Annotated in this window: 18 protein-coding genes; 6 read left to right on the top strand and 12 right to left on the bottom strand. The window is 39.7% G+C overall.

All coding sequences use genetic code 11. The annotated features are described in order from the left end of the window. The 5 genes from ACN19N_RS10890 to ACN19N_RS10910 form a co-directional block, all read right to left on the bottom strand. Positions 1-459 carry a DUF6632 domain-containing protein gene (locus ACN19N_RS10890; RefSeq protein ID WP_241335226.1) on the bottom strand — a complete coding sequence of 153 codons (459 nt, stop codon included), beginning with the start codon at positions 457-459 and terminating at the stop codon, positions 1-3. A 63-nt stretch (positions 460-522) separates the two neighbouring features. Further along, entirely contained in the window at positions 523-963 is a 441-nt protein-coding gene (locus ACN19N_RS10895) for a PaaI family thioesterase (RefSeq protein ID WP_269229890.1), read from the bottom strand. 35 nt (positions 964-998) lie between these two features. After that, positions 999-1,910: an alpha/beta fold hydrolase gene (locus tag ACN19N_RS10900; protein ID WP_420001321.1), complete on the bottom strand. Its 912-nt coding sequence runs from the start codon at positions 1,908-1,910 to the stop codon at positions 999-1,001. After that, positions 1,907-2,842 carry a metal-dependent hydrolase gene (locus ACN19N_RS10905; protein ID WP_269238287.1) on the bottom strand — a complete coding sequence of 312 codons (936 nt, stop codon included), beginning with the start codon at positions 2,840-2,842 and terminating at the stop codon, positions 1,907-1,909. The genes ACN19N_RS10900 and ACN19N_RS10905 overlap by 4 nt, the downstream gene beginning before the upstream one ends. Before the next feature lie 16 nt (positions 2,843-2,858). Then, entirely contained in the window at positions 2,859-3,725 is an 867-nt protein-coding gene (locus ACN19N_RS10910) for a metal-dependent hydrolase (protein WP_269238288.1), read from the bottom strand. Between the two features lie 166 nt (positions 3,726-3,891). Between ACN19N_RS10910 and ACN19N_RS10915 the strand changes: the two genes are divergently transcribed. The 3 genes from ACN19N_RS10915 to ACN19N_RS10925 all read left to right on the top strand — a co-directional run bounded on the left by ACN19N_RS10915 (position 3,892) and on the right by ACN19N_RS10925 (position 6,189). Then, positions 3,892-4,350 (top strand): winged helix-turn-helix transcriptional regulator, encoded by a 459-nt coding sequence (locus ACN19N_RS10915; protein ID WP_004661001.1) that lies wholly within the window; start codon positions 3,892-3,894, stop codon positions 4,348-4,350. Between the two features lie 145 nt (positions 4,351-4,495). After that, positions 4,496-6,025: a cryptochrome/photolyase family protein gene (locus ACN19N_RS10920; RefSeq protein WP_420001322.1), complete on the top strand. Its 1,530-nt coding sequence runs from the start codon at positions 4,496-4,498 to the stop codon at positions 6,023-6,025. A 2-nt stretch (positions 6,026-6,027) separates the two neighbouring features. Continuing rightward, the gene (locus tag ACN19N_RS10925; protein ID WP_293737967.1) at positions 6,028-6,189 is read left to right on the top strand and encodes a DUF2256 domain-containing protein; all 162 of its coding nucleotides are present in this window, start codon (positions 6,028-6,030) and stop codon (positions 6,187-6,189) included. A gap of 24 nt (positions 6,190-6,213) precedes the next feature. Here the strand turns inward: ACN19N_RS10925 and ACN19N_RS10930 are convergent, their stop codons facing one another. Continuing rightward, positions 6,214-6,747 (bottom strand): lipocalin family protein, encoded by a 534-nt coding sequence (locus tag ACN19N_RS10930; RefSeq protein WP_420002384.1) that lies wholly within the window; start codon positions 6,745-6,747, stop codon positions 6,214-6,216. Positions 6,748-7,091: 344 nt separating this feature from the next. Between ACN19N_RS10930 and mdh the strand changes: the two genes are divergently transcribed. Beyond that, positions 7,092-8,264, top strand: coding sequence for an iron-dependent methanol dehydrogenase (gene mdh / locus ACN19N_RS10935; protein WP_241335222.1), 1,173 nt, complete (start codon positions 7,092-7,094; stop codon positions 8,262-8,264). A gap of 518 nt (positions 8,265-8,782) precedes the next feature. Continuing rightward, the gene (locus ACN19N_RS10940; protein WP_420001323.1) at positions 8,783-10,159 is read left to right on the top strand and encodes an amidohydrolase family protein; all 1,377 of its coding nucleotides are present in this window, start codon (positions 8,783-8,785) and stop codon (positions 10,157-10,159) included. 269 nt (positions 10,160-10,428) lie between these two features. On the opposite strand, the gene ACN19N_RS10945 is transcribed toward ACN19N_RS10940, so the two are convergent. Beyond that, positions 10,429-11,610 (bottom strand): transcriptional regulator, encoded by a 1,182-nt coding sequence (locus ACN19N_RS10945; protein ID WP_269238293.1) that lies wholly within the window; start codon positions 11,608-11,610, stop codon positions 10,429-10,431. Between the two features lie 142 nt (positions 11,611-11,752). Between ACN19N_RS10945 and ACN19N_RS10950 the strand changes: the two genes are divergently transcribed. Continuing rightward, entirely contained in the window at positions 11,753-13,264 is a 1,512-nt protein-coding gene (locus ACN19N_RS10950) for an aldehyde dehydrogenase family protein (protein ID WP_420001324.1), read from the top strand. Between the two features lie 212 nt (positions 13,265-13,476). Here the strand turns inward: ACN19N_RS10950 and ACN19N_RS10955 are convergent, their stop codons facing one another. The 5 genes from ACN19N_RS10955 to astA form a co-directional block, all read right to left on the bottom strand. Then, entirely contained in the window at positions 13,477-14,871 is a 1,395-nt protein-coding gene (locus ACN19N_RS10955) for an amino acid permease (protein WP_420001325.1), read from the bottom strand. Between the two features lie 172 nt (positions 14,872-15,043). Next, positions 15,044-16,018, bottom strand: a complete 975-nt coding sequence (gene astE / locus ACN19N_RS10960) for a succinylglutamate desuccinylase (protein ID WP_420001326.1) — start codon at positions 16,016-16,018, stop codon at positions 15,044-15,046. A gap of 34 nt (positions 16,019-16,052) precedes the next feature. Beyond that, positions 16,053-17,393, bottom strand: coding sequence for an N-succinylarginine dihydrolase (gene astB, locus ACN19N_RS10965; RefSeq protein ID WP_004660985.1), 1,341 nt, complete (start codon positions 17,391-17,393; stop codon positions 16,053-16,055). 32 nt (positions 17,394-17,425) lie between these two features. After that, positions 17,426-18,895: a succinylglutamate-semialdehyde dehydrogenase gene (gene astD / locus ACN19N_RS10970; protein WP_269229879.1), complete on the bottom strand. Its 1,470-nt coding sequence runs from the start codon at positions 18,893-18,895 to the stop codon at positions 17,426-17,428. Further along, entirely contained in the window at positions 18,895-19,938 is a 1,044-nt protein-coding gene (gene astA, locus ACN19N_RS10975) for an arginine N-succinyltransferase (RefSeq protein WP_269229878.1), read from the bottom strand. The genes astD and astA overlap by 1 nt, the downstream gene beginning before the upstream one ends. Between the last annotated feature and the right edge of the window lie 19 nt (positions 19,939-19,957).

Raw genomic sequence — 19,957 nt, forward strand, 5'->3', positions numbered from 1 at the left:
TTATTGTGTTTCTTGCAAAATACTTCGGCGAGTCGGAAGCCAAAATACGATAAATAACACCAATATGCTCCAACCTAAAAGCAAATCGCCCAATAGATGTATTTTTTCATTCGGCATGACCAATGCCATTGCTGTCATTAATCCGAAATGACCAATATTTGCGATTGCGGTAAAATCCAAGAATGCGATATTTTTCTCAGGAAACTTGGCAATCTTGAGTAGAAACCATCCCCAAACAACATAAATAATCGAGATCATGGCTTCATAGTGTTCAGCATGTGGTTCTACACCGCCCCATCGAATTAAACGTAAAATCAGTCTTCCGACCTCATTTTTTAATAAATGATCAGTCCAACCAAATAGTATGGCGAATAAAGCAATACCAAAAAAAGAAATAAAACCCAATCCCATTAAAGTCATTACTTTATTGAAATGACGAGCGTAAAAATTGGTTTGCATCTTTCATCTCCAACAATTTATTTTAGTTTCGATTCAGAACCTACATACTGCCTAATACATTGATTAAGTACGGATCACCATATTGGTTGCTGTGGCATGGGCATATAATTTTCCTTCCTCATCACGCAGATAACCTTCAGAAATCACCAAATTGCGTCCAACATTAATCACTTTTCCTTCAGCAATGAGTTTTTTATTAAATGGCATTGGACGGCACATTTTGATGGCTAAATCCGTCGTACCATAACCCTCACCTGCTGCTAGCACAGTATGCGTTGCACAACCCGTCACCGAATCCAATACTGTTGCAGCAAAACCACCATGTACGCCCCCTAAAGGATTGGTATGTCGTTCATCTGCAATCGCAATAAATACAATCCGCCCATATTCAACTTCAGCAACACCCTCCATACCCATTGTTTTAGCAATTCCTGGTGGCGGCACTAAACCTTGTTGAAATGCCTGCATGATTTCTAAACCCGTCATTTGATTTGGAGTTTTCATCTGTTTGATCTCATTTTCTATGTGAAATAAAGTGTTTAAGCAATTTGCTTTGATCTACGCTGTGAAATGGATTGCACAAATTGCTGAATCTTTTCTGCAATCGGCTGTGGTTGACTTAGAATTCCCCAATGCCCTGCGCTCACTTTGGCATAGCGAATATCCTCAACCCACTCCTGCATCCCTTGACTCAACGATAAGGGTACAAACGGATCTTGATTCATCAACAACATCTGCACAGGAATGGTGGTACGACGACGTGAAGGATTTAAAAGTGGTTTTACTAAATTCTGACGATATAGCCCCAAACCGCTCTTTGCATTTCTCAGTTGTGTTGGGCTTGCTTCGACTGTGGTATTTTCTAAATAACCCACAAGCGTTGACCACAATTTATCTAAGCCTAAATGCCATGTCAGTTCTGGCAATATCGGCATCTGAAACATCGCCATATAGCCAGATGCGGTTATGCGCTTAGCGACATTAAAATAGCCTTGAAAATTTCGTCGAGCCAATTGACGCTGAAACCACCAACCCACATGATCCGCACTCGGTGCTAATGCGGTATAAGACGCAATTTGAGGCTTTAAACGATCCCCTAATACGGCTTCCCAAGCTTGTAAAGCACCCCAATCATGACCAACTAAATGAACAGCTTGATCTGGACTCATTGCTTGAATGACTTGGGATAAGTCTTGTACTAAATAATCAAATGCATAGCCTTGCGTGGTTTCAGGAATATCAGATAATCCTGTGCCTCTTACATCATAAGCAACCACATTGAAATCAACGGCTAAACGTTCGGCAACCAACTGCCAGACATCGGCAGCGTCAGGATAACCATGTACCAATACGATTGTTTCTCGATCCGCATCTAAACGCCCCCAATGATAAGCAGCTAAACAGATATTGCCTGAAAGCACATAATGCTTGGTTTTTTCAAAATGATTCATGACTGCACCTGTGTCAAAGTCTCTGCTTTTTGCTGATGAGCAAGTACACCCGCAGATTGAGCCAAATAGCTTTGCGCAAGCTCGGTTGAAGCTTCGTAGAACGGATGATAATTGGGTTTAAAGAACCGTAAACTGGTGGTAAAAAACCATACAGGACCGGGCATATAACCATTTAAATCCGAACGATGCCAAGCCTTCCAAAACGCAGGTCGCCATAAGCTTTTTTGCTGCTTCGGAATCAATGGATCATCTTGTGCAAGCTGAACCGTACCCGCTGCCATCAGGTAAGTAAAAATAGGTGCTGTCACTGCCATCACCGCAATACGCAATAGATAATTTCCAGAAATGTGCTGATAAACATCGTAAGCCACCGTGCGATGTTCAACTTCTTCGGCGCTATGCCAAGTGAATAAATCACTGACCACAGGATCACTCCCACGAGCTTCCCATTCGGAACGAGTCAAAACATATTCACCAATTGCGGAGGTAAAATGTTCTGCAGCAGCCACAAGCCCAACACGTGCATTCAGCCAAGGTCTTTGCCATGATTTCGGTAACTTAAACCCTAAAGGTTTGTCCGCTAATACATGATCAAACAGATTGACGACACGTTTATATTGCTGTTCTACATCAACGCCATAACGAACTAAATATGCGTCAATTGAGCTTTTATGTGCTTGAGAATGAATGGCTTCTTGTCGGATAAAAATTTTCGTATCTTCTCTTAGTTTTTCATCTTCAATCAATGGCAATGCTTTATTGAACATGCGGCAGAAAAAATACTCGCCACGAACCAAGGTAAAACTAAAATGATTAACACCATGACTGGCTAATGGATCTTGTGGAATCCAATGTAAGGGTGAATCATTCCATTCAAATTTCACTTGTCGAGGAATCATCGCCCAACTTGCTTTTGATGCTTGTGATTGCATGGTTTATTCCTCAAAGTTAAGCAGGTAAATGATTTTCGACTTGGGATAATCCAATTTTTACTTTGGTTTTTGCGACGATTTCAGACTCATCGCTGTCATTGGGATGAAAATTAAAACGGTAATAATCTAAAAATTTAGGAATGAAAACTTTATATTTTTCTCTGCCATGTTGTGCAAATTTAAGCCATGATTTTAAGTTTAATAATTGTTGATCACGCTTCAAAAGCACCACTTGATATGCCGTCGACATGACGGTAATCATGGCTAAACTAAAGGTAAAAATAGCAACTCGCGGAATATAAGCAGCCAATCCTTTGCCATATAAATATTCATACATATCATAGGCAACTGCTTTATGTTCTGTTTCCTCAACGCTGTGCCATAACCATAAATTACGGATGGTTTCATCGGTCATGAGTTCATTCACATCTTTCATCATTTCCACCACAAGAACGGCGGTGTAATGCTCCAAACCTACGGTAACCAATAAATTCCATTTTTTGGGAAAGGTTCGCTCAATCGCTTTCAGAATAATCCCTGTGGTTTTTTCTAATGATTCAGGATCTAAACCATACTGCTGCGCACTTCGATGAAATGCATGATGTTCTTTGGAATGCATGGCTTCCTGACCAATAAATGCACCAATATCACGATCTAACTGTTCATTATTTTTAATTCGATCTCGTAAGGCACGAACTGATCGCACAAAATAAGACTCTCCTTCTGGAAACAATGTAGACAAACCCGTGAAATAATGGGTAAACGCTGGCTCATTATTACACCAATACTTGGGCATATCCTGAAACTCATAATCCATACGACGTACTGGGAATGATGCAGGTGTTTTTTGCTTTGATTTTTCTTTCAACACTGACATAGACATAACTCACCTCAAGAATTCATCTTAAAATAGTAAGTTCCAAAAAGGAACTTATGCGAACAAAATAACTATGCTAAAATAGCTTGTCAATAAAGTAGATGTGATGGTGGCTAAAGTTGTCCTAAAATGACAGCTTGCTTCCTCTAAAGACAAACCGATGGTGTAAGCAATGAAATGGCATGAACTCGGCGAAATGAACTGTCCAATTGCAAGGACATTATCCATTTTTGGTGATCGTTGGACCTTGTTAATTATTCGTAATGCTTTTATGGCAACACGACGTTTTGATGACTTCCAAAAACAGTTGGGTATCACGCGACACTTGCTTACTGAGCGTATTAACCGCTTGGTTGAAAACAAGATTTTTGAAAAAGTGCTTTACCACGAAGCTCCCAAACGCTATGAATACAAACTGACAGAAAAAGGGTTAGCGCTTTATCCCATTATTGTTTCAATGAGTGTTTGGGGGAATTTATGGCAGAATGAAGATAAACAATTCCCAGAACTTCGCTACTTACACAAAAGCTGTGGCAATGTCATTCAACCAACGCTGAGCTGTAATTGTTGCGGTCAAAAATTAGATGCACGTTTGATGTCACCTGTTTATTTCACTGAGAATATTTCATAGTCTATATTCAAGTTTAGCTGTTGATTTAAATGCCCATATTGCTTAATTTAAAAGCTCTCAATCCAATACAATTAAAAAGAATTGCAGTATTCACAAGAACTTTACAACCGAAAAACTATATTCAAATTTTTAAGCGTGAAAGCTTATGCGCTATGGTTTAATTTTAGGTGATCAACTTTCTGAAGAAATCGCTACATTAAAACGACTTGATAAGCATGAAGATGTGATTTTAATGGCAGAACTGGTTGAAGAAACCACCTACGTAAAACATCATCCTCAGAAAATTGCACTCATTTTTAGTGCAATGCGGCATTTCGCCAAACATCTTAAACAACAAGGATGGACTGTTCGTTATCAAGTTTTTGACCGTTCAAAAATAACAAACAATTTTCTTCAATTTCTTAAATCTCAATTAGATAAACAAGATGCAAAAGGTTTAGTCATAACCGAATGTGGAGAATACCGCTTACAATATCAAATCGAAAATAGTTGGGAAAAAGAACTCAACATTCCCGTACAAATCCTTATAGACGATCGTTTTTTCTCTTCGATTCAAGCTTTTAAACAATGGAGTTCAACTACCAAAGTCCTACGGATGGAGTTTTTCTACCGAAAGTTAAGACAGCAAACAGGCTATTTGATGCAAGCGGATAAACCAATTGGAGGAAAATGGAATTTTGATAGTGATAATCGTCAAAAGTGGAATGGAACGCCCACTATCTCTCCTGCTTTATATTTTACTCGTGACCAGATTGATTTAGATGTGATCGCTTTAGTTAAAGCAGAGTTTCAAGATCATATTGGTCAAATTGATCATTTCAACTGGGCAACTACACGCCAACAAGCTCTTCAAGCCCTTGACCATTTTATCCAACATCAATTATTCCATTTTGGTCAATATCAAGATGCTATGGTCAACCAACAAGATTATATGTTCCATAGCCTCCTTTCTCCCTACCTAAACTGTGGATTACTGTCACCCAAAGAAGTTTGTGATGCTGCTGAATCAGCTTATTACAATAACCAAATTCCGTTGAACGCTGCTGAGGGTTTTATTCGACAAATACTAGGTTGGCGTGAATTTATTCGCGGCGTTTATTGGCTGTGCATGCCGAATTATCGTGATCTCAATAAATTAAATGCTGAAAGAGACTTGCCCAGCTATTTTTGGACTGCAGAAACAAAAATGCAATGTATGCATGAATGTTTAAGAAACTCTTTGGAAAATGCTTATGCTCACCATATTCAACGCTTGATGGTGATTGGTAATTTCACATTATTGAATGGCATCTCACCCAAGCAAGTCAATGAATGGTATTTGAGTGTCTATGCTGATGCATTTGAATGGGTACAACTTCCAAATACTCATGGAATGGTTTTATTTGCAGATGCTGGTCTTGTTGCAAGTAAACCTTATGCAGCATCAGGTAATTACATTCATAAAATGTCTAATTACTGTCAACACTGCCATTACAATGTAAAAACCAAAACTGATCATGATAGTTGCCCATTCAACAGTTTATATTGGGACTTTCTACATCGAAATCGAGTCTTTTTTAGTTCAAATCCGCGGATGACAATGATGTATAAGCAATGGGATAAATTAGAATTATCTGAACAAAATCGTATTTTAAAACGTGCCTCCCATCTTCAAAATCAAATCGAAGAACTCTAAAAATGCATAAAAAAATACATTTACCCGAGAAAGTTTGTCTAAATTGCCACCTCACATTTTCTTGGCGTAAAAAATGGGAAAGATGTTGGAATGAAGTTCAATATTGCTCTAAAAAATGTAAATCACAAGCTAAAACTAATAGTAAAAATCAGGTATCAAACTGAGATACCTGATTAAATGTCAAAAGATTATGGTGTCCGATGAGGAGTTTTGATGAGCTTGGATAAGTCGTAACCTTGTTGTTTAGCTGTTTCAAGGTATGAATTATAAGTAGCGTCATCAATTGTTGGTGTCTTAGAAAGAAGCCATAAATATTTCGTCGATGGCCCACCTACCAATGCAACTTTATATTCAGGATCTACGCGTAAAACCCAATAATCGCCTTTCGTAAATGGCAGCCAACGTAAACCTTTAGGTAAGAAACTAACTTTCAATTTACTATTCCCACTATTAGCAGGATAAGCCACACCTTGTGAACTATCCATTTGCCCTGTTTTAGTTCTACAGCTATTTAAAACCCCAATGGTTTTATCAGGATTAAGTGTATACACAGCAGTCGTATCACTTAGACAGTGTCGTTGAAAATACATTGGCAAATGAGCGATCTCGTACCATTTTCCAGCATATTGATTCACATCAATTTTATCAACAGCAGAGGGTTTTTCAGCATTTGCTTGCATTGGTATTACAACAGCAGTCATTGCAGCAGACAATATTGTCATGCCCAATAAAGTTTTAGCTTTCATTTTATCCTCTTGATTTTATCAAAATTAACTAAACAATTTATAGAGATAAAACCGTGAATAAAATGTGAGATTTACTCTTTATTACATTAAAAAACAATTATTTAACAACATCAATATTCAGTAAAAATACAGATATTTAATTTTCTAATATGCATCGATTGCGCTGAGATAAAAATTTATATTATTTCATTTAAACAGTCTGGGACATTTCTTGGTAGGTTTTTGGTAGGTAGGAAAAATTTTTAAGCCTTGCATACTGAGCCTACAGTGATGAGATCACTGAATAACAAACAATGGAATATGGAAGAAGGAATCGCTCCATGGCTTTTAAAAATATTGCAGATCAAACTAACGGTTTTTACATCCCTTGTGTATCTCTCTTTGGACCAGGCTGTGCAAAAGAAATCGGTGCGAAAGCACAGAATCTTGGTGCAAAAAAAGCACTGATCGTAACTGATCAAGGCTTATTTAAATTTGGTGTCGCAGACACAATCGCACAATTTTTAAAAGATGCAGGCGTTGACAGCCACATTTTCCCAGGCGCAGAACCCAACCCCACTGACATCAATGTACATAATGGTGTAGAAGCCTATAACGACAATAGCTGTGATTTTATTGTCTCTTTAGGTGGTGGTTCCTCACACGATTGTGCAAAAGGGATTGGGCTTGTTACAGCAGGTGGTGGTCATATCCGTGACTATGAAGGTATTGATAAAAGTACAGTACCAATGACCCCACTTATTGCGATTAATACCACTGCGGGTACTGCATCAGAAATGACTCGTTTCTGTATTATTACCAATACAGATACGCATGTGAAAATGGCAATTGTAGACTGGCGTTGTACTCCGCTCATCGCAATTGATGACCCTAAACTGATGGTGGCCAAACCTGCTGGTTTAACCGCTGCAACAGGAATGGATGCACTTACACATGCTGTTGAAGCTTATGTATCGACTGCGGCAAACCCGATTACTGATGCCTGTGCAGAAAAAGCGATTACCATGATTAGTCAATGGTTACGCCCTGCTGTCGCAAATGGTGAAAATATTGAAGCACGCGATGCGATGAGCTATGCACAATACCTTGCAGGTATGGCATTCAATAATGCATCTCTAGGCTATGTACATGCCATGGCTCACCAATTAGGCGGATTCTACAACCTACCGCATGGCGTATGTAATGCTGTACTCCTGCCTCATGTTTGTGAATTCAATTTAATTGCTTGCCAAGACCGTTATGCAAAAATTGCGGTGCTTATGGGTGTCAACACAGATGGACTCACCGAGACTGAAGCAGCATATGCAGCAATTAATGCGATTCGTGAACTTTCATCATCTATCAGCATTCCATCTGGTTTAACTGAACTTGGTGTGAAAACTGAAGACCTTGCAATTATGGCAGAGAATGCTCAAAAAGATGCATGTATGCTGACCAACCCTCGTAAAGCAACACATGCTCAAGTTGTTGAAATTTTTAAAGCAGCATTGTAATTATTCAAGCTTTCCCCGAAAAGTAAGCCGAATCTCTCCGACCGTCGGCTTACTTGATTTTGGGAATATCCCTGAAAAGGTATTCCCTTTTTTTTAACCAGCCCCACCAATATTTTAACCATTAGATATTTACATCGCTTTTATTCACAAAGTTTAGTTGACTTGCAAACTTAATCTCATCGCTCTCAAACGTTTAATCCAATACGTAAAAATGCTGCACACATAAACAAAAATTCACTGCTTTTAGTTTCTCTCGCTAGACTGAATATGAGAATGTCTAGTTTTGAAATAGGTCTTGATGCTATTGAAAAATACACATTTAGAAAAATACTTGTGCTCTAAACGCAAACACTCAAATGTAAGTACTATAATTGCTATCTAATAACGCTTAGCCATACTTTTAGAGCCTCATAATTAAGTGATTTGACTCCAACAATATCAATTATCTGCACACTATTTATTCACAACAAGCAGTATGCTAAGGTGATATCACTAATCATTAAAAACAGTAGAATCAAATGAATAGAATAGTAATTTTTGATAAATTCAATGACCTAAAAAAAATCGCTGCACTCATGTTTCTTGCCCTGATGAGTAGCAGTACTACTTTTGCACAAGACGCCAAAACGGTGGTGTTATTAAATAACGTTAATATATTTAATGGTAAAGATAATAAAATTATAAAGGGCAATGTACTCATCGAAGGTAATTTAATCAAAAAAATTAGCGCTGATGCCATCATGACAAATCGCAGTGGACTGACCAAAATCATAGATGCCAAAGGCAAATACTTAATCCCTGGCTTAATTGATAACCATGCACACCTGATGTTCGACAGTATTCCTCAACAACAAGCATTACTCTCTGATTTTGCATTTATCAATTTATTCGCAGCAAAATCAGCCGAGAAACAATTATTAAGAGGTTTCACGACTGTTCGTGATTTGGGCGGCGGTGCGCTTTCTTTGGCAAAAGCGATAGATAACAATTTAGTCAATGGGCCAAGAGTCTTCGCAAGTGGTGCTTTTATTTCCCAAACGGGCGGTCATGGTGATTTTGGTTTCCCAACCGATGTTCCTCGCAAAATTGGAGAACTGTCTTATCAAGAACGGAATGGTATGGCAGCGATTGCAGATGGCGCAGATCAAGTCTTAATTCGTTCTAGAGAGCAACTACGACAAGGTGCAACCCAGCTCAAACTCATGGCAGGTGGAGGCGTTGCTTCCAACTATGACCCACTCGATGTATCTCAGTATACTGAAGTAGAGTTTAAAGCCGCTGTCGATGCAGCAGCTAATTGGGGAACTTATGTAACAGTGCATGCTTACACTCCCCATGCAGTGAAAACGGCAATTGATGCAGGGGTAAAATCTATCGAACATGGTCAATTACTCGATGATAAAACAGCAAAATTAATGGCAGAAAAAGGCGTTTGGTGGAGCCTACAACCTTTTCTAGATGATGAAGAAGCAATCCCTTTTCCTGAAGGCTCTGCCAATCGAAAAAAACAGCTAGAAATGACCCAAGGGACAGATAATGCGTATAATTTAGCAAAAAAATATCATGTGAAATTGGCTTGGGGTACAGATTGCTTGTTTGACCCATCTTTAGCAGCAAAACAAGGCAAACAACTGGCTAAAATGACAAGATGGTTCTCACCATACCAAGTGTTAAAAATGGCAACCTACGATAATGCTCAACTGCTCTATTTAAGCGGCAAAAGAAATCCTTATCAGGATGGAAAACTTGGTGAGATATCTGAAGGTGCGTATGCAGATCTCATCTTGGTAGAGGGTAATCCATTGGATAATATCAATTTAGTGGCTGATCCAGAAACCAATTTCAAGATCATTATGAAAGATGGAAAAATCTATAAAAACACATTAGAAAACTAAGTGTAGTTCATATTCACTGTAAAAATAGCGAGACTGCACCAATCATTCTCGCTATTTTTTTCTTAATATTCAGCATAGAAATGAAAAGATAGCATCTGCTTTATACCGTTATTTCAAATAAAAAATTAAGCATAAAAAGTACTGACATTTTGCCAGTTATTACGTTATCAGCATAAAAGTTGACTCATGATATTTTCATGCCGCATAACAGGTTACAAGCTTTTCCAATGACATCAATCATGAAAACATATGGAATTAAAAAACTATCCCTAGGATATATCTCTAAATTTATTTAAAGATTGATGTGCAGGATGGTCTAAGGGTAACAACTCAATTAAGCGTTCAACGGCGTCAATTGCTTCAGGAAAATGAGCAACATGTTTTAGCAATACATCAATTTCTTTGGTTTTAAAAATCATATCACTGAGACGTGATTCAAGACAATCTCGCCATGCGCACAGGAAAGGACTTTCTGTTTTTGATAGGAAAATACCCTTATACAATTGTAGTGCTGATGCAATGTAACCTGAATCGAGTGCCTGCTCGACATATAAGAAATCAGCCTCTACATTTGCCAGTAAACGATAAGGTCGTGAACCCAACATTCCGCCTAAAATATCACGTAATTGCGACATTTCAGCTTTCAAAGTTCCAACACTCACCTTACGTTCGCCATATAAAGCTTGATGCAAGTTTTCCAGATTCAAGCCATTTGGACAAAGTGCCAAGATTGCCAATATTTCGATCTGGCGTGGTGTTAGAACTAAAGATTTATTATTAAACATGACCTGCGGTGAAGTGAAAGCGCGAATATATAAACGCTGACGTTGCTGTTCAATCAGAGCAGTTTGAATAATAGATGCACAACGCTCAGCAGCCAATACACCGAGCGTATTGTGATTTTTCCAAGTTGTAGATAAATCCACGACACCTAACACTTGTTTGGAATATGGGTCAATCACTGGTGCAGCATAACAAACCCAGTCATGTACAGACTCCATATAATGCTCATTTGAAAACACACAACTAGATTGTTGAGTCTTTAAAGACAGCGCTAAGGCATTCGTCCCAACCTCTTCTTCTGCCCATTGACCGCCTGCAATAAAATGTACCTTTTCAGCGGCGCTTTGCATCTGCGTGCTCGATGCGGTCCAAATAATTGTACTCCCAACATCTCCAACGGCGATGACCATAGATGACTGTGCCGCAATATGACTGAGATCATTTGAACAAGCCTCTAATGCTAAATCTAAAGTCGTTTTTGCTTTCTTATGTTGTGCCAATAAAGGAGCTGCCAAGCGCTCCTTTGGAATAGCAGAAGATGCTGAGCGTTGCCAAGAACTGGCAATACTTTGTCCTAACATTTCAGCACTTTGCGGCGACAAACTATTGTGTCGCTTAAGTTGATCAATTGATGTTCGTTGTTGTAATAGGTCTCGTTTTGTAAACATTTGTGTATCCCTTACTAATGACCACGGTTTCCAACCTTTCTCCAACCTTCCCAGTTATATCCTAATCAAATAGCGTACAAAAGTACCTTATACCAAAGCTGTAGATGCTTAACAGATCAATTATAAGCAAAGGAATATATATATGCGTTATGTCGATCCTAATCAACCTGATTCAAAGGTTCAATTCAAAGCTCAATATGAGAACTTTATTGGCGGTCAATGGGTAGCACCTATAAAAGGAGAATACTTCGATAATGTCTCTCCTGTCGATGGCAAAGTATTTACAAAAATACCGCGTTCGTCAGCTGAAGATATCGAACTGGCATTAGATGCAGCACACAAAGCAAAAGCTGAGTGGAACAAAAGTTCACCAACCGTACGTTCAAATATTTTACTTAAAATCGCAGATAGACTAGAACAGAATCTAGAATATCTTGCAGTTGCAGAAACTTGGGATAATGGTAAACCTGTTCGAGAAACACTTGCTGCTGATATTCCATTGGCAATTGACCACTTCCGCTATTTTGCAGGCTGTATTCGCGCACAAGAAGGTGGCATTTCAGAAATCGATGAAGATACGATTGCTTACCATTTCCACGAGCCTTTAGGCGTTGTTGGTCAAATTATTCCGTGGAACTTTCCAATCCTTATGGCAGCATGGAAGCTTGCTCCAGCACTTGCCGCAGGTAACTGTATTGTCTTAAAACCAGCAGAACAAACACCTGTAGGCATTCTACTCGTTTTAGAGTTAATCCAAGATATTTTACCTGCTGGTGTATTAAACGTTGTGAATGGCTATGGTGCCGAAGTAGGTCGTCCACTTGCCACTAGTCCTCGTATTGCCAAAATTGCATTTACAGGTTCAACCCAAGTTGGGCAGTTAATCATGCAATATGCCACTGAAAACATTATTCCAGTGACTTTAGAATTAGGTGGAAAATCTCCAAATATCTTCTTTGAAGATGTGATGGATCAAGAGGATGATTTTCTTGATAAAGCACTTGAAGGCTTTGCAATGTTCGCACTCAACCAAGGCGAAGTTTGTACCTGTCCATCTCGTGCATTGGTTCAAGAAAGTATTGCGGATAAGTTCTTAGAAAAAGCCATTGAGCGTGTGAAACGTATCAAAGTTGGACATCCACTTGATACTGAAACAATGGTTGGTGCGCAAGCTTCACAAGAACAACAGGAAAAAATCCTACGTTGTATTAACACGGGTCGAGAAGAAGGTGCTGAACTTCTTACGGGTGGTGGTGCTAGACAAGAAGTAGGTGAAGGTTTCTATATCGAACCAACTGTCTTCAAAGGACACAACGCGATGCAGATCTTCCAAGAAGAAATTTTTGGACCAGTTCTATCTGTAACAACTTTCAAAGATTTTGATGAAGCCATCAAAATCGCAAACGACACCATCTATGGTTTAGGTGCTGGGGTTTGGGCTCGTTCTGCACATACTTCATACCGCGCTGGTCGAGCAGTTGAAGCAGGCCGTGTTTGGACAAACTGTTACCACATCTATCCTGCCCATGCTGCATTTGGTGGTTATAAAAAATCAGGCGTTGGTCGTGAAAACCACAGAATGATGTTAGATCACTATCAACAAACCAAAAATTTATTGGTGAGTTATTCAACCAAACCTGCTGGATTCTTCTAAAATATGAGTAGCGATTTTACCTATAAGTAAATATCCTAAATCAAATGAAAAGAGCAAGTACTACGGCACTTGCTCTTTTTTTGTCATCTCTATTTGAAGTTTTTTATATTTTATAAACAGCCAAATGATCATTTCCTAAAGTAAAAAAGACGAATCTCAACTCAAAGATTCTGAGTAAGGATTCGTCTTTTATGAAATATTAAATTGTACAGTTAAGCTTTGTTTTTATAAAACATATAGTAGCTTACATAGCAGGCAATCATAAATAAAACACAGCAGACAAAACCTACTTGCATTGAAGGGTCTGCCACCATACTAATACAAGTAATGACACAGAATACTCCACCTAGAATTGGTGTGAGTGGGAACAATGGTGCAGCAAATTTAAGGTCTTTGACAGTTTTACCTGATTTGATCCATTGTCTACGGAAGTTAAATTGGCTCACACAAATTGAGATCCAAACCACAACCATGGTAAAAGCAGCAACACCTAGTAAATTTTTGAAAATGGTTTCAGGCGCAAATTGTTCAGATAATAAACCAGGAATTGCACCAAACATCGTGACAATAATGGCAATAATTGGCGTACCTGAACGTGTCAATTTAGCAAACACTTTAGGAAGTTGATTCTGCGCTGACAATGACCACATCATTCGAGAAGCAGCAAATAAGCCTGAGTTGGCAGCCGATAAAAGTGCAGTAATAATCACAAAACGAATAATATCTTCTGCATATGGAATACCGATGTAATTAAATACCGTCACAAATGGACTATTACTTACGCCTTCTGCATTGAGTCCTGCCATTTCATAAGGCAGTAATGCACAAATCACCACAATCGTACCAACAAAGAAAATCAATAAACGCCAAATTGCAGCATTAATTGCTTTCGGTACAGTTTTAGCAGGGTCTTCTGCTTCCCCTGCGGCAACCCCAATCAGTTCTGTACCAGAGAATGCAAAATTAACGATCAGCATTGTGGCAAAAATTGGGTAAATACCATTTGGGAACCAACCATGCTCGGTCAATTTACTAAACAGCGGTGCTGACTCATGACCATGATAGGAGATCAAGCCAAAAATAGCGGCTAGGCCCAATGCAATAAAACAGATAATGGTGAGAACTTTAACCAAAGATAGCCAAAATTCCGACTCGGCAAATAACCGAGTGGAACTCACATTCAGCGTAAAGACCAGTGCTGCAAATAATAAGGTCCATGTCCACATGGATATGGAAGGAAACCACTCCTGCATGAGTAAAGCAGCAGCTGTGAATTCAGTACCTAATGTTGCAGTCCACGTCAACCAATACAACCATGTGATCATATAGCCCGTGCCTGGCCCAATATAGGTTCTGGCATATTCACCAAATGAACCCGAAACTGGCATCTGTACTGCCAATTCACCTAAACACAGCATGACCATGTAGGCAATGATACCACCAAGCAGGTAAGAGAGAATCGCACCAACGGGACCTGCCTGTGAAATCACATCACCTGAGCCTAAAAATAAGCCCGTTCCAATTGCACCACCTAATGAAATCATCACCAAATGACGTTTCGTCATGGCACGTTTTAGGGGCTTACCCACTTCCATATTGTTACTCATACACGATCACTCCAACTATCTTTTTATGACAACCTGTCCTTGCTTTCCACTTCATAAAAATGAATATCCAATGGATATTTTTTCCGATCTTTTGTTTTCTACTGAACATCCATATTCAAACTCCGTTTCAGTTCATTCCTTGTTTACATCTCATATAACCGTTCGATGTATCCTATTTAATTTCCTTTAAAACCAGTCCAGCTCTCAAGCCAATCTTCACATTTGGATTTGGAAATAAAACCCAAACTTGCTGATTATCCACGACATAATTGCCTGCTTGCTGAGTTGCAATCAACTCACCTTTCTGAAAGGTTGAGAAATTAGGTGCATCAGCACTTAATTGCAATTGGAAATCGTCACTCTGCTTTAGAACTGAGTCCACCACCTTAAATTGGCGAATAGTTGGCTTCTGTCTACATGGCAAAGCCTGCTCTGAAAGTACCGCACGTAAAACCTGATCTGTACTCGCAAATTCAGCTAAATCATTTTGACCAAAAGGCTTAGCTTTGCCTAACTCCAAGGTACTACTCGCTGCCTGAAAGCGTTCAGCAGTAAAATGAGTAAAGGTTTTTCCAACCGCATTGTGATAGACCAAAGCATCGAGATCCGCAGCATTTAAGCTTTGGATCAGGAAGTCATCATAGGGCTGTGTTTGATAGGGAAATAATGCAAATACAGGCAGTAATGAAGCACGAATAGCAGTATGTAAATCGTAATGATAACGCTGTGCTTCAGCACCACTTTGCTCAAAAAATTGGGCTGTTCGCTGTTCCAATTGAGCTGCACGTTCAGTTTCAGCATCTTGGCGTAAATGCTGATAAGCACCACAGAACATCCGATTCACATCATTTTCAAGATAACGTACACCTTTACGAATCGCTTCAGGATTACCTAAAACAAATAGTACACGCACCGCTAATTTTAAATGCTCAGCAAATAGGTCATTAATGATGTGAGACAATAATTCAATCGGTGCTGTTTCATTACCATGAATTCCAGCAGAAAGCACCATGGTTTTTCTATACGCTGTTTTAGGTGTACATTGCAGTAACCCTTCACCTAGCCATTGCCATGTAAACTCAACTGTTTCACCCTGCAGTTGCTCGGGTGTCTGTTGCGCTAAAGTCAACGCGAGTAGATCAACCATGTACTTTCATCCTTAAAAGCCTTTCTTTGCTGTTTTATCTTTGGAAGTGATAAACCGAGCCTAAATTTAAAATTTTGGTAAGTTCATCTAGCGCAGTACGGCTCTCAATCAATAGACTTGGATCAGCCAAATCATCCTGCGTTAACTCATCACGGTAATGCTGATCCACCCACTGATTCAATGTTTTGAACAAAGCATCATTCATAAACAAGTTCGGATTGACTGCATTCAGCTCAGCTTCATTTACAGCAACACGTAATCTTAAACATGCAGGCCCGCCGCCATTGCGCATACTTTCACGCAGATCAAATACTTTAATGTCGTCAATTGGTGTTCCCATTTGAATCATGTCATTTAAGTAACTCCAAACGGCTGAGTTCTGACGAGATTCTTCTGGTACAACAATGCTCATGCCACCATCAGCACGGGTTAAAATTTGACTGTTGAATAAATAAGTTGAAACTGCATCTTCAACCTTCACTCGACTTTCAGGGACTTCAATCGAAATAAAATCTTGCTCAATTTCAGCCATCTTGTGACGAATTTCATCTAAGGCTGCAGATTGATTTAAAAATGCATGTTGGTGATGGAACAACACCTGTTGGTTACTCACGGCGATCACATCATTATGAAATACGCCTTGATCAATCACGTCAGGATTTTGCTGAATAAATACAGTACGCTTTGCATCTAAACGATGTAAACGCGCAATCGCTTCACTCGCCTCACGCGTTTGACGTGCAGGGAATTTTTGTGGTGCAACCGTACCACCAAGTTGTTGTTGACCGTAAACAAAAACTTGCACGCCAGCCTGATCATAAGCACCGCCTAGACGATTATGATTGGCTGCACCTTCATCGCCAAATAAAGCAGCTTCTGGCAATGCTTCGTGATGCGCGAAATAGACATCATTCTTGAACATCGCTTGAAGAATACGAGTCGTTGTATGATGCTCAATTGATCGATGGAACTTATTATTTAGGTTTGCAGCAGTAAAATGCATCCGCCCGTCAGCACTGTCAGCCGATGGCGATACCGTACACGAGTTCGCGGTCCACATCGATGAAGCTGAACTCAATGATGATAATAAAGCAGGTGCCGTACGCATGGCTTGAGCAATTACATCAATATCACTACCTGTAAAGCCTAAACGACGCAATGTTGGCACATGCGGACGCTCTTGTGGTGCAAACACGCCTTGTTTAAGCCCTAAGTCTGCAAGGGCTTTCATTTTTTTCAAGCCTTGTTTTGCAGCAAGCTTAGGATTTGATGCGTTATTACGGTTTTTAGTTGAAGCCACATTACCAAATGATAAGCCCGCATAATGATGCGTAGGACCAACTAAACCATCAAAATTGATTTCATAACCAGACATTTTATTCTCCATGTGTCCCGATGCGATCCGTCTTAGAGCACAATGCCCGGTGATAATTTTGCAGGAAGCGTCACGTTATCACTTTCCAATGATGCCATTGGCCAAGCACTATAATCTGCTGCATAAAAGGCACTCGCTCGGTGATTACCAGAAGCGCCTACTCCACCAAATGGTGCTGCACTTGAAGCACCAGTCAATGGTTTATTCCAATTCACAATACCCGCACGTGCTTCAACTAACACACGATCAAATAAATCGCGATCAGGTGAAACCAAACCAACCGCCAAACCAAAGCGAGTGTTATTGGCGATGCTTAATGCTTCATCAAAAGTGTTGTAGCGATAAATCGTCGTCAATGGACCGAAGTATTCATCATCAGGAATACCATCGACCTGTGTTAAATCTAAAATACCTGCGGTCAACAATGAACTGTCTGCTTGTGGACGTGTCATTTCTAATAATGGTTTTGCGCCTAAAGCAATCAGTTTAGTTTGTGCTACTAACATTTGTTCAGCAGCACGAGAAGAAATCACACCACCCATAAATGGTTGTGGTTCAGCATTCCACTCACCAACAACTAGATTCTTCGCGACTTCCACAAAACGTTGAATGAAGGCATCACCATTCGCACCCTGCTTGACAATGATTCGGCGTGCACAAGTACAACGTTGTCCTGCCGAAACAAAAGCGGATTGAATAGCTAAATTCACGACCGCATCAATATTGCTTGCTTCATCAATAATGAGGGCATTATTGCCACCCATTTCCAAAGCAAGGATTTTTTCAGGTGTGCCCGCCATTTGCTTATGCAAGTGATAACCTGTATTCGCACTACCTGTGAACAACAAACCATCAATTTGTTCAGCCGCAGCAAGTGCCTCACCTGTACTACGCCCACCTTGTACGATATTCAATACGCCATTCGGCAAACCTGCTTGCTGCCATAACTTTGCCGTTTCTTCCGCAGTCCAAGGGGTGAGTTCACTTGGTTTAAACACTACGGTATTACCTGCAATCAATGCAGGAACAATATGACCATTTGGCAAATGGCCTGGGAAGTTATATGGACCAAATACAGCCAAAACACCATGTGGACGATGACGTAGTGAAGCAATACCATCTGGCATCCTAGTTTCACTGAAACCCGTACGTTGATCATAAGCACGAATTGAAATCGCGACTTTGCCAACCATCGATTGCACTTCGGTCAATGTTTCCCAAAGTGGTTTACTGGTTTCTTGGCTAATCACTTGAGCCAATTCATTTTTATTCTGCTCAAGTAGACTCGCAAAACGTTCAATAATTGCGATACGATCTTCTAAAGGCATACGTGCCCAAGCAGGAAATGCCTGACGAGCAGCAAGACATGCCTGCTCAACATCAGCTTGGCTGGCTTCATGACCTGCCCAAATTTGCTGATTGTTAACCGGGTTGGTTTTACTGAATGCGGTTCCTTGTCCTTGGATCCAAGCACCATTAATTAATAATGCACCTTGTGACATTAGTTCTTCTCCATTTTTTCTAATGCTAAAACACGTACTTGATCGTGTTCAGCAATATTCAGTGCTTGTGCTTGTGCTGCTGTCATCTGCAAAGTGTCACTTTCAGTGATTTTGTTATTGATCAACAACACGCAATAATCTTGGTATTGGTCATTCGCAACCAAAAAATGAGTTTCTGTCGTTTCAACTTGCTCAGTGATTTTAACGTTGAGCAAACGACTCTCTTTGACTGCACGTAGTTCAGCGATATTGGCTTCCAGTGTTGGCCCTGCATCAAAAATATCCACATAACCTTGATATTTAAGCCCTTCTGACATCAACACTTTTGCCGCAGGCAATGTGTGTGGATGTACTTCAGCAATCACAGCACGCGCTTCTGAGGTCAACAAATCAACGTAGACTGGAAATCTCGGCATGAGTTCTGCAATAAACGCTTTTTGTCCTACACCACTTAAATAATCCGCAGCTGCAAAATCCATATTGAAAAATAGATAACCGAGCGAATCCCAAAATGGTGATTGTCCATTTTGATCCGAGAAACCACGCATTTCAGCAATCAATCTTTCTTCAAAAAAAGAACGGAAGGCAGCAATAAACAGAAAACGTACTTTTGATAAAAATTTACCATTTTGGTTTTTGCGGTATTCAGGATCAAGGAACAAAGTGCAGAGTTCACTGCAACCAGTATGATCATTACTTAAAAAAAGAGTATCTAAAGTCTTATACACATTTAAGGCTTTAGAGGCATGCACCTGTTTTGCTACACGGAAGTTGTAAAATGGTTCTTTTAAACCAACTGCAACTTCAATCGCACTCACACCCACAATTTTGTGAATACTGGTATCTTCTAAAACAAACAAATAACTTGCCTCACACTTTTCGGTTAAACCCGCTAAAGTGTGAGTCGTACGTGTAATACGTTCAGCTAAAATTTCTTTGTTTTCTGGTAGGGAGGTCAAGCCAATGCCCGACTCTCCTGCTCTTTGCGCTAAACGATAAATATCATCTAAGTCCCGATGCGCTGCATGTCTAACAATCATCATGGTTAGATGCTCACAACAA

The sequence above is a fragment of the Acinetobacter sp. LF10 genome (assembly GCF_048585715.1).
In the GTDB taxonomy this organism is placed as follows: Bacteria; Pseudomonadota; Gammaproteobacteria; order Pseudomonadales; family Moraxellaceae; genus Acinetobacter.